The following is a 10,863-nucleotide window of genomic DNA, read 5'->3' as shown; positions in this document are numbered from 1 at the left end:
CGCTGGCAGTGCCCTGGTCAGGCATTCATCTGACCGCGCGGACCAGGCGCTCGGCGGCGGCCAGCGCACGCTCCCGGAGTTCGTTCGGCTCAAGGATCTGGAACTCGAACCCGAGGGCAACCACATGCATCAGAGGCCAGTCGAGCGAATCCGCACCGAACCGCATCATGGTGCTCCCGCCGTCGTCCTCCAGTTCCGCGATGTTCGGCGGGATCATCGGACCAAGCTCCGAGAGCGGAGCGTGAATCCTGACCACGACGTCATGCCGGTAGGGCGAACGCGTGATGGATTTCTGCACGTACGCCGCGAGATCCTTGGCGGGCGGAGGGCGCTGGCCGAAACGCTCACGCGGGGAGGGGACGCTCTGGCACCGGTCAACCCGGAAAGTCCGCCAGTCTTCCCGGCCCACATCCCAGGCCACGAGGTACCACCGCCGCCCGGTGTCAACGAGGCGAACCGGTTCGACAACGCGCCGGGAGGATTCGCCGTCGTGCCGTTCATAGCGGAAGACGACGACGCGGCGTTCCGTGATCGCCGAGGAGAACGCCGTGAGAATCTCAGGATTGACCGGAGTGGTGGCAACCGCCATCCGGGTTACCGCGGTTCTCAACCCAGCGAACTTGGGCCGAAGCCTGCCCGGCAGGACCTGTTCGAGCTTGGTCAACGCACGCACGGATGCTTCACCCAAACCGGAAACAGGGCTTGCAGTAACGGCACTGAGGCCGATGGCGACGGCGAGTGCTTCGTCGTCGTCGAGCAGCAGCGGCGGCAGCTGCGCGCCGGCTCCCAACTGGTAACCGCCTGCGATGCCCGGGGAAGCGTGGATTGGATAGCCAAGGGTGCGCAGCTTGCCGATGTCGCGGCGCACCGTGCGCTCGGTCACGGACATTCGGTCGGCAAGCGCCGAACCGGTCCATTCACGGCGAAGCTGAAGCAGGGAAAGTAACTGAAGCAACCGCGCGGAGGTTTCCAACATGGGACAACGGTATCCAGTCATGCGGACATTACCTGTCCGCATTGCGTTCTAGGATCCAGGTAACCGCACGGAACGGAAGGATGACCATGGATCTTTCGAAGGAACTGGTGGAGCAGCTCGATTGGCACTGGCAAGAACAGGCCAGGCCGCGCCTCGAAGGGCTGGGCGATGATGAGTATTTCTGGGAGCCCGTTGCTGGCTGCTGGAGCGTCCGCCCGCGCGGAACCAGCTCGGCGCCGATGCAGATGGGGGGAGGCGACTTCACCATCGACTTTGGGATTCCTGAGCCTGTTCCTGCGCCGGTAACCACAATCGCCTGGCGCCTGGGCCACATCCTGGTGGGAGTGCTGGGGGAGCGGCTGTCCTCCCATTTTGGTGGTCAACCGATCAGTTACCGCGAGTTTCACTATCCGGCATCGGCTGCGCGCGCCCTGGAGCAGCTTGACTCCATGTACGCGCACTGGTCCTCAGCGGTGGCCGCGCTGACGCCGGAGGAAATGGCGCGTCCAGTCGGTCCGGCGGAAGGTTCCTTCGCCGAGGCTCCAATGGCCGCGCTGGTGCAGCACATCAACCGGGAGATGATCCATCATCTTGCGGAGATCGCGCTGCTGCGCGACCTATGGGCGAACGGCTCCGGCGGGAAGGTCAGCTTCGGCGCATAGTTGGATCCTCAGTCCCGTCGCCCTGCCCTGAGCAACCAGAAGGACCAAACTCCCAGCGCAACGCAGGCGATGCCCACCAGGTAGGGCGCGTCCCCGGCGTCGTTCAAAAGTAGCGACAGAGCCGCAGCAGGCTGGACGAGGAGCTGAATTCGCGCGGCGCGTACCAGGACCTGACGTACGACGGCGGTGCTCACGTCGGTGCGTTGCGGCACGCCGAGTAGCAGGGTGAACAAAACGAACAGCAGGTGGAACCCGGCGGCGTAGGGGAAGACTGCCCAGGACCCAGCGGGCACCAGCATGGCGTAGCTGGCCAGGAGGATCAGGAGCGAAGCCAGGGGCAACAGGACAAAAGGGAAAAGGGCAGAGGCCGCAAACAGCAGAAGGGGCACAATCACCAGTGCCGTGTTCTGCCACAGCGCGAGTCCGAGAACTGCGGCCAGGACAAAGGCGGCAGCCCGCAGCCAGTGGACGGAGAAAGCTGGCCCGATATCCAGCTCCCGGAGCACCGTGCTCTCGGATCGCCGCGACCGGGCGGAGCGTGACCGGGGAATCACAACGCGGTCCGTGCGAAGGGACGTCCGCGCTGCGCGGACCTGCGTAGAGCTGACAGGCCCGTAGCGAGCGGCAACTGACCCGCCAGTGTGTCGAGCGAGGTATGCGTATCCGCAGCCGGCTGGGCGTGTTCCCCGCGATATCCGAAGACGGGAAGTCCCTCCGCGGCCAGGCTGTTCAGCACCTGACGCCGCTGCAGCAGGGTCAGCCGTACCGCACGCCGGCACGAGGATGATGCCGGTGATCCCTGTGCATCGGCCAGCCAGGGGAAGGTATCCACGCCGACCACACCGTGGCCGGCAACACGCCACGCCCTCATCATCTGCGCGAGTTCACCGTCCACGAACGGGCTAAGGACATAGACGAGCGATCCTGCCGGTGCGCCGCTGTGTTGCCGCCGGGTGTCCTGGCGCGGTGCGGCACTCATGAGCGCCAGATGCGTACGGATCAGGTCGAGCTGGCGGCGCCCGCCTGCTGCCCGCAGCGGCCGGTGCCTCCCGGAAAGGTCGTTGAGCCCCACCCGGTCCCCGCTCGCCAGGTAGGACGCCGAAAGGAGCGTCGCTGCTTCGCGCGACAGATGGAGCGAGGTGACAGCGCCCAACGGATCCTCCCGGACCGGAAACCAGGCCTGCACGGATGCCGGGAGATCCACCGCGGTGTCGATGAGCAGGTGGATCCCGGCCTCGGAGTGCGCGTAAGTCCGGCGTACGAACAGCTGATCGTGTGCCGAGGACTGGCGCGCAGTTGCACGCCAGTCGATCCGCCGCAGCTGGTCGCCGGGACGATAGGTATCGATGCTCCGCAGCTCGCCGCCGTCGCCTGTCTGGCGCGAGGTGTGCTCACCCGTGTGTCCCCTCAACTGGTGGGGTAGCGGGAGAGCGCGAATCAGGGTGCGGCTGACCGGCGGAAGCACCGTCAGCCATGCCGGGTCGAGTTCGACAAAGTTTTGCCGGGCTATGCCGTCTGCGCTGAGCGTGCCGGCCCCGACCGTGAGGACCCGCGCGCGGCCGGTCAACGGTACGGGAACTGCAACGGCACAGCGGTCGCCCACAGCGATCAGTGCGCTTGCCGTTCCCCTGCCAGGAACCGCCGGTTGGATGAGGGCGATCCCGTCGCGGCCATGTGAACCGACGCGGAAACGGCGACGGCCGTCGTCGTTGGTTTGTTCATCGGAAGCCCGGACCGTGAAGGTGACATCGGCGTCGGCGTCTCCACCTTCCCGCTTGGTTGATGGAGCCCAGCCCGAGGCCGCCACCACAGCGAGCGGCAGGCCGATCACGACGACGTCAGGGCGTCCCATGAATAGGCCTGCCACCACAGCAACGAGCATGGTGAGCCCGGCGAGGGTCCATTGGCCGCCGGGCCGGAATCCCTTGGCGTCGAGCGATCTCCGTTTTTCGGGATCTCGTTTCACTGGTTGGCGTCTCACAGGGCTACGTTTCGAGGGACGACACAGTGGTTGGCGTGGCCACACGCCTGACTACGTCCGCCACGACGTCCTCCGCCTTGATATTTCGGGCCCATGACCCTGCGCTCAGCGTCAGCCTGTGGGCAAGCACAGGTACCGCGGCGGACTTCACGTCCTCCGGCAGCACGAAGTCCCTTCCGTCCATGAGGGCAAGCGACCGTCCGAGCAGGACCAGCGCCTGGGACCCGCGCGGCGAGGCTCCGACGTCGACGGCTTCATGGGATCGGGTGGCGGCGGCAAGACGGACGGCGTAGTCGATGACATCCGGATGAACTTCGATCCGGCCGGTTGCATCACGTATGGCGAGCAACTCGTCGGGGCTTGTGACCGCGTTGACCTGCGCCGCCTCGCGCCCACGCTCGATGCGCCGTCGGATGATGTCGTGTTCGGCTGCTGCTTCCGGATAGCCCACAGCGAGGCGGATGAGGAAACGGTCAAGCTGCGCTTCGGGCAGCGGATAGGTGCCCTCGAACTCGATCGGATTGGCGGTCGCGAAGACGTGGAAGGGCTGGCCAAGGCTTACAGTCCGCCCTTCGACGGAAACCTGCGATTCTGCCATCGCTTCGAGCAGCGCTGACTGCGTTTTGGGTGAGGTGCGGTTGATCTCATCGGCGAGAAGGAGGTTTGTGAAGACGGGACCGGGCACGAAGTCGAAGGTCCGGGCGGCGGGGTCGAAGATCGAGGACCCAGTGACGTCGGAGGGCAGCAGGTCCGGTGTGCACTGGAGACGACGGAAGCCGAGGCCCAGTGCCTGCGCCATGGTCTTTGCAGCGAGAGTCTTGCCGAGCCCCGGCAGATCCTCGAACAACACGTGTCCGCCAGCCAGCACAGCACCCAGGGCAAGCTTCAGTGGCGTTTCCATGCCGACGACCACTGAGCTGATTTCCCCCAGGACGTCGCTGCAGCGTGTGGCCGCATCGTGTGGCGTGAGGTTCTGCGTCATCGAATCTCCTTCGTTCGGTTGGCGTTGTGCGGCCCGGCATCATTGTGCGGATCAGTCCGGAGGATCTTCTCCAGCTGGTCCATTGCGGCGTCAAACGTGCGTGCATCAACCGCTTCCGCCGGTCTTGTTCCGCGGCGTGCCGCCAGGAGGGTAGCGAGCGGCTCGCCGATGGTTGACTGGTCGACGTGCCCACCGTCGATTGCGGCGGACGCTGTGTCCACCAGGGCGTTGATGGCCCGTGCGCCTATGCCCGAGCCTTCGCTGGACAGCGAGAACTCAAGAGCCTGGACGTCAGCCAGCCCCCTCGATCGTGACCGCGGGCTGAGGGCGGGCAGGCGGTCCGGGTCGAGGTTCTCCAGCAGTCCATTCGCCAGGCCGCCGACGAACGCCGCGGTCACGAGGGCAAACGCGTGCCCTGGGTCGAGAGAGAGCAGGAGGGCGAACATCACTGCAATCGCCATCAGGGGAATCGTGGCTCGCCATTGGGCAGCGGTCATCGCTGACTGACCCGTCCCGTTGACGGGGCAACCGCCGTCGCGATCCTCCCGAGGCTTTCCTGTGCACGGTGCAGCTCAGCGGTGCCGACTTCACCCTCAGCTCCCTGGCCGAACCGTGCGCGCTGATAAAGGCTCAGAAGGAAACCGACGTCTTCCGCCGGTGCTTCGAAAGTCGCCAGTACGCGTTTTGTGTACTCGGTCGTGGTCTCCTGCCGGCGACGTGCGGCGCCGGCTTCCGCCGTCGCCCTCTCAAGCTCCAGCCAGCAGGCGATCACGGCATTCCGTGACGACTCGGCTCCGGACTGTGCCTCCTGTGCGGTCTTGAAGCGCACGACGACGGCGTCCCCGTCCGGGGCACGGCCGTCACCGGTGCCGTAGTTGTCAATATGATTGGCCCGCCAGTTGGCGCGCCGTTTCCGGCCGAAGGACAGCAGGAACCGGACGAAGGAGAACACGGTGGCGAGCAGGATGGTGACGAAAATCAGGACCAGCCAGCCGCTCACCTCGGTGTCGGGCTGCGTATCCTCGTCATCCTGGGCGGCATCGGTTGCCGTGGGTGTTGGCTCCGCGGTTTGCAGAACTGGTCCCGATGGGACATCGAACGTGGGTGACTGAGCCCTGAGTGGGCCTATGAATCCTGCCGCCACCAGGACGAGCAGCACGGTGAGCACACCGAACAGGACCAGCGGTTGGACCCGCATTCCCGAGAGCCTTCGCCCCTGCACCCAGCCTCCCCCGTTGCGCGGCAAGTGCGCCCAGTCTATGCGGACGTGACGCGCGTCACCGAATCGCGGGAGGTGGAAAAGAGGGGGTGGGACGGGAGGTCCTGAAGTGAAATGGTGCCCTCGATAGGATTCGAACCTACGACCTTCTGCTCCGGAGGCAGACGCTCTATCCCCTGAGCTACGAGGGCGCGGCCACCGGAATTTTCCGGTGGCCGAAAGGGACTCACTGAGCTTAGCAGGTGGGCGTTGGCTGCACGAAACCCCGCTTGGCCTGCACCCGAGAGCTCAATATCCGAGGAACGCGTCAGTCCTGATTGACTTCCCGCCGGCCGCATGAATGACCGGTTTTGCCCGGCTCAGGGTGTATGGGGAGCCTGACAGATAGGCCAGCCTGTCGGCCAGGTCAGGCACCAGTTCGCGCAACTGATCCGCGGTGGGGAACCCGCTCCCGCCGTGCGTCCAGGTCTGAGGCAACTGACCTAATTCGCCCGGGCAGAACAGGAGCACCCGCGTTGCCGATAGTTCCTCCAGATAACCCAGCTCCTCGGCGCGGCTGACCACGTAGACGAGCACTACATCGCGTTCGTGCTCGGAACTCTCGGGACCGGCACGAAGCTGGCTCAGGAATGGAGTCACCCCGATGCCACCGGCGAAGAACAGCAGCTTGGCCGTCGGGTTCTTGGGCAGTACAAAGTCTCCGGCAACCGTTGTGGCATCCACAGCCGCGCCTGGCTTCAACTGCAGCAGTGCCGACTTGAACGAACTGGGCGGGTCGGAGACCCGCAGGCCAAACCGCACCGTGCCGTCGTCGGGCGTTGAACTGATACTGAAGATGCGGCGGACGCCGCGCCGGTCCGGCCTGGCATGGGGGAGCGTCAGCTCCATGTATTGCCCCGGGCGGAAGTGAACGGGCCGCTCGGGAGTGAACTGAACCTCGGTGCTGGTGGGTGTCAGCTGACGCGACCCCGCGAAACGTAAACGGATACGGCGCCTTTGTCCCATGGTGAAGGCCACTGCGTTGCCGATGAGGAGGGCGTATTCCGGGCCGAGGAAAACCGGCGGAATGCTGATCTGTAGAGCGAGGACCACAGCCACGACAGCTGCAACCAGGAATTGTTGCCAGCGCCTCGGCGGCAGCGTTAGCGGCTCGGTCAACATGAACCCGAGCAGAAAGAGCAGGGGATAGGACTGGAAGACGAGCAGTAGAGCGTCACCCGGTGGAAGGCCCCCGGCGGCGAGGCGGACCACCAGGATGCCCGCTGCAACCAGCAGGAACACCGCGCCCATGGGCAGCTTCCGGGTGCGGTAGAGCAGAAGCAGGGTGAAGACCAGCACGAGGGGCAGCATTGCCGGATTGGCTGGCCACCAGGCCGCCGCTCCGAGGCTGAGGAGGGTCGCGACAACCGCGCCGAACGCGGCGGGATTGAAGATGTGCCGCCCGCGGACGGCCACCAGGTACTTGGAGCCGGCTGCGGCCAGACCGGCCACAGCTATGCCTCCGACGCCGGCGGGCGTGTTCGACGGGAACATCACGAAGAACAGCAGCAATCCCGTGATTAGCGAGGACTCTGTGTGTGCCCTGGTGCGGAACAGTAGCGCCATCACGCGCGTTCCGCCCCACGAAGCAATCACCGCCGCGGCGAGTGTGGCACCCAGTTCACTGGGAGTGAAGGCAAGCAAGCCAAACGCTGAGAGCGCGAAGGCATACACAGCGAGGATCACCAGCAGCACGAAGACCAGCCGGTACATGGTGACTCGACCAAGGAACGTATCCAACCTACCGAGCATGCCCAGCCCACCCATTCATCTAGAACAGCGCTCCGGCGAGCGATGATGAGAATTGTGCCCGTCCGTCGGAGAGCACCAGTACGTATTCAAAATCGAACTCCGGTAGGAGCGCATCAGGGGGAGCGAGGAACAGTGCCGTGGCCAGGGCATCAGCGTGCATCGCGTCCTGGGCTAGCACCCACGTCGCAACCACTGTATCGACGCTCTGCCCTGTCGTTGCATCCAGTACGTGGTGCAGGCCGTTTGCCCACCGCCGACGGTTGGACGCGGACGCACACAGTGCGCGGTTCTCGAGCGGAACAACACCGATGGCCGAATCCTTTGTGTAGGGATGTTCCAGCGCCACACGGATGGGAGTGCTTCCGCGGTGCAGCATGTCACCGCCTGCATCGACTGTGTGGTCCGGGTGGCCGGCGTCGGTCAATGCCGCTGAGACGAGGTCGACGAGCTGCCCCTTGCCTGCCGCTCCGACATCGAGGGTGACGTCGGTGTGCGCACGGACCCGCACACCGTCCCACTCCAGGTTTCCGTCCCACACCGGCGCCGACGTTGGGCTTCCGCGCGGCACGAACGAATAGTCGGCGTCGTATCCCAACTGCTCAAGCGACCCACCCACCAGCGGAGACATCGCCCCGCCGGTCAACCGGTACAACCGGCGGTACAGCTCACCCAGGGCCGCCCCATGGGAGGGAAGTTCGATACTGCCGCCTCCACCCAGCACCGCAATCCGCGAGTCAGGACGGAAACGGGAGTAGACGGCGTCGTACTCCGCGATCACGCCTACGACGGCGGCACGCGCTTCAGCGCTCAGCTCACCCGGAGTATCGATCGCCCAGTGGGTACCGATGGCTTCGAATGTGTAGCTGCACTGAAGCGCGGACCCGGTCACTGTGCGGCGTCGCTCTTGATCTGGTCGATGGCCGCAGCGAAGCCGCCGCTGGTTAGGGAGGAGCCGGAGACCTTGCTGACGCTGAGCTCATCGAGCGGCGTGCCGGCGATCTCCTCCTTGATGCCACTGCTGAACTTTCCCTGGTACAGCTCGGTGGTGGGGTTGCTGGGCATCGGCTCAGCCTGCACGTCAGTGACGGTGTCACCTTCCAGGGTCACCGTGACGCCGATCTCTTCCTCGCCGCCGGGTGTCTGGTAGGAACCCGTAGCGGAGTAGGTGCCGTCGGCGTAGGTCCCTGAGCTTTCAGCGGGCGCACTTGACTCGGCTGGGTCCTGGCTTTCGGCGGGAGCACTCGATTCAGCGCTTGTTTCGGGCGCCGCTTCAGATGTGGTTCCGCCGGGTTCGACGCCACCTGCGGGGGCGGGTGGGTTCGCTGCACATCCCGCGGCCGCAAGCAGCGAGGCTGCGGCCAGTCCGGTTATGGCCCAACGCTGGAATGGCTTCTGCACGGAATTACTCACGGGTTCTCCTTAAGAAGTTCGGCGTTCGCGCTGGGTACGCAGCCAAGACACTGGTACACCAAATACATAACGCTAGTGCGATCAATTCGGTTCAGAACAGTGTCTGGACGGGTCTAATCGGTGAATACAAGTCAAGCGGTTGCACCCGTCACACAATCAGAAGGATCGAAGGAGCGCCGTTATGCTGGACCAGTGACTCCCGAAGAACTCTCCTCCGCTATATCCGCATGCCTGAAAGACGCCGTCGCAGCTGGCGAGATCACTGTGGAACTGCCCGGGGAAGTGCGAGTCGAGCGGCCAAAGAGCCGCGAGCACGGAGACTGGGCAACCAACATCGCCCTTCAGCTGTCCAAAAAGGCCGGCATGAACCCGCGCGCCTTCGCTGAGCTTCTGAAGGGGCGGCTGGAAGAGCTCGACGGCGTTGCCTCCGTTGACATCGCCGGTCCCGGTTTCCTGAACATCCGGCTCGATGCCGCAGCTGCCGGTGAACTGGCGCGGACCATCGTCGAGGCAGGGTCCGCCTACGGCAGCAATGACGCCCTGAGCGGCACAAAGATCAATCTTGAATTCGTTTCTGCGAACCCCACAGGGCCTATCCACCTGGGCGGTACGCGCTGGGCAGCGGTCGGTGACGCCCTCGCCCGCATGTTCCAGTCCCAGGGTGCTGAGGTGACCCGCGAGTACTACTTCAACGACCACGGCGCGCAGATCAACCGGTTCGCCCGGTCGCTACTCGCAAGCGCGAAGGGCGAGCCTGCCCCGGAGGACGGTTACGGCGGCGACTACATTGTCGACATCAAGAACCGGGTCCTGGACGCTGAGCCAGCCATCCTTGACCAACCGGAAGAGGACGCACTGGAGCAATTCCGTGCCGTGGGCGTGGATCTCATGTTCGGCGATATCAAGCGTTCACTCCATGATTTTGGAGTGGACTTTGACGTCTACTTCCACGAGCACTCACTGTTCGCCGACAATTTTGTTGGCGGGCTCCTTGAGCAGCTCAAGGATTCTGGAAACTTGTTCTTCGAGGACGGCGCGTGGTGGCTAAAATCAACTGAGTTTGGGGACGACAAGGACCGCGTCGTCATCAAGTCAGACGGTAAGCCCGCGTACATAGCAGGCGACATCGGGTACTTCGTGAACAAGCGCAGGCGCGGTTTCGACCTGAACATCATCATGCTGGGTGCGGACCACCACGGATATGTGGCGAGGCTTAAGGCAGCTGCTGCCGCACTGGGAGACAACCCGGACACCGTCGAGGTGCTGATCGGGCAGATGGTCAACCTGATGAAGGACGGACAACCCGTGCGGATGTCCAAGCGGGCGGGAAACGTCGTCACCATGGAGGACCTTGTCGACGCTGTCGGCGTGGATGCCGCCCGGTACACCCTCGCGCGCTTCTCTGCTGACTCCAACATCGACATAGATCTAGATCTGCTGACCAAACGCAGCAACGAGAACCCTGTGTTCTACGTGCAGTATGCCCATGCCCGTACTCACGCGGTTCAGCGGAACGCGGAGTCTGCTGGAGTCGATACCAGCGCCTTCGACGCTACTGCGCTGACCCATGCCACAGAGGGGGCGTTGCTTGCCTCTCTCGGCCAGTTCCCCGGTGTCGTCGCACAGGCCGCAGCGTTCAGGGAGCCACACCGCGTCGCACGGCACATCGAAGTGATAGCCGGCACCTACCACCGCTGGTATGACGCCTGTCGTATTGCCCCGCTAGGCGATGCACCGGTCGAGAACGTCCACCGAACGCGCTTGTGGCTGAACAACGCGACTCAACAGGTGCTCGCGAACGGGCTGGCGCTGCTCGGCGTCTCGGCCCCGGAGCGGATGTAG

The 10,863-nt window shown here is 64.6% G+C and carries 11 protein-coding genes and 1 tRNA gene; 2 read left to right on the top strand and 10 right to left on the bottom strand.

What is annotated here, in order from left to right; translation table 11 throughout:
* Positions 1 to 25: 25 nt before the first annotated feature.
* Entirely contained in the window at positions 26 to 976 is a 951-nt protein-coding gene (locus ACWA1U_RS14415; RefSeq protein WP_463722849.1) for a helix-turn-helix transcriptional regulator, read from the bottom strand.
* An 86-nt stretch (positions 977 to 1,062) separates the two neighbouring features.
* Here ACWA1U_RS14415 and ACWA1U_RS14410 point away from each other — a divergent pair, with 86 nt between their 5' ends.
* Positions 1,063 to 1,638, top strand: a complete 576-nt coding sequence (locus ACWA1U_RS14410) for a DinB family protein (protein ID WP_463722848.1) — start codon at positions 1,063 to 1,065, stop codon at positions 1,636 to 1,638.
* 8 nt (positions 1,639 to 1,646) lie between these two features.
* On the opposite strand, the gene ACWA1U_RS14405 is transcribed toward ACWA1U_RS14410, so the two are convergent.
* The 9 genes from ACWA1U_RS14405 to ACWA1U_RS14365 all read right to left on the bottom strand — a co-directional run bounded on the left by ACWA1U_RS14405 (position 1,647) and on the right by ACWA1U_RS14365 (position 9,021).
* Positions 1,647 to 2,192: a hypothetical protein gene (locus ACWA1U_RS14405; protein WP_463722847.1), complete on the bottom strand. Its 546-nt coding sequence runs from the start codon at positions 2,190 to 2,192 to the stop codon at positions 1,647 to 1,649.
* Positions 2,189 to 3,604: a DUF58 domain-containing protein gene (locus ACWA1U_RS14400; RefSeq protein ID WP_463722846.1), complete on the bottom strand. Its 1,416-nt coding sequence runs from the start codon at positions 3,602 to 3,604 to the stop codon at positions 2,189 to 2,191. Before ACWA1U_RS14400 ends, ACWA1U_RS14405 begins: the two co-directional genes overlap by 4 nt.
* Before the next feature lie 19 nt (positions 3,605 to 3,623).
* Positions 3,624 to 4,601: an AAA family ATPase gene (locus tag ACWA1U_RS14395; RefSeq protein WP_463722845.1), complete on the bottom strand. Its 978-nt coding sequence runs from the start codon at positions 4,599 to 4,601 to the stop codon at positions 3,624 to 3,626.
* A complete protein-coding gene (locus tag ACWA1U_RS14390; protein WP_463722844.1) occupies positions 4,598 to 5,062 on the bottom strand; it encodes a hypothetical protein in 465 nt (154 codons plus the stop codon). Before ACWA1U_RS14390 ends, ACWA1U_RS14395 begins: the two co-directional genes overlap by 4 nt.
* A gap of 32 nt (positions 5,063 to 5,094) precedes the next feature.
* A complete protein-coding gene (locus ACWA1U_RS14385) occupies positions 5,095 to 5,799 on the bottom strand; it encodes a DUF4129 domain-containing protein (RefSeq protein WP_463722843.1) in 705 nt (234 codons plus the stop codon).
* 136 nt (positions 5,800 to 5,935) lie between these two features.
* A tRNA-Arg gene (locus ACWA1U_RS14380) sits at positions 5,936 to 6,011 on the bottom strand.
* 97 nt (positions 6,012 to 6,108) lie between these two features.
* A complete protein-coding gene (locus ACWA1U_RS14375; protein ID WP_463722842.1) occupies positions 6,109 to 7,599 on the bottom strand; it encodes a ferredoxin--NADP reductase in 1,491 nt (496 codons plus the stop codon).
* Between the two features lie 31 nt (positions 7,600 to 7,630).
* A complete protein-coding gene (locus tag ACWA1U_RS14370) occupies positions 7,631 to 8,500 on the bottom strand; it encodes an FAD:protein FMN transferase (protein WP_463722841.1) in 870 nt (289 codons plus the stop codon).
* A complete protein-coding gene (locus ACWA1U_RS14365; RefSeq protein ID WP_463722840.1) occupies positions 8,497 to 9,021 on the bottom strand; it encodes an FMN-binding protein in 525 nt (174 codons plus the stop codon). Before ACWA1U_RS14365 ends, ACWA1U_RS14370 begins: the two co-directional genes overlap by 4 nt.
* Before the next feature lie 192 nt (positions 9,022 to 9,213).
* On the opposite strand from ACWA1U_RS14365, the gene argS reads away from it, so the two are divergent.
* Complete coding sequence (gene argS / locus ACWA1U_RS14360) at positions 9,214 to 10,863, top strand: arginine--tRNA ligase (protein ID WP_463722839.1); 1,650 nt, start codon at positions 9,214 to 9,216, stop codon at positions 10,861 to 10,863.

The organism is Arthrobacter sp. TRD_SC_6, assembly GCF_055361185.1.
This window is presented reverse-complemented; position numbering and strand designations above follow the sequence as displayed.

What these genes read in the sequence shown, in the direction of transcription:
- ACWA1U_RS14410 (WP_463722848.1), top strand. Translation starts at nt 1,063, where the DNA reads ATGGATCTTTCGAAGGAACTGGTGGAGCAGCTCGATTGGCACTGGCAA.
- ACWA1U_RS14390 (WP_463722844.1), bottom strand. Translation starts at nt 5,062, where the DNA reads ATGGCGATTGCAGTGATGTTCGCCCTCCTGCTCTCTCTCGACCCAGGG.
- ACWA1U_RS14415 (WP_463722849.1), bottom strand. Translation starts at nt 976, where the DNA reads ATGTTGGAAACCTCCGCGCGGTTGCTTCAGTTACTTTCCCTGCTTCAG.
- ACWA1U_RS14385 (WP_463722843.1), bottom strand. Translation starts at nt 5,799, where the DNA reads ATGCGGGTCCAACCGCTGGTCCTGTTCGGTGTGCTCACCGTGCTGCTC.
- ACWA1U_RS14395 (WP_463722845.1), bottom strand. Translation starts at nt 4,601, where the DNA reads ATGACGCAGAACCTCACGCCACACGATGCGGCCACACGCTGCAGCGAC.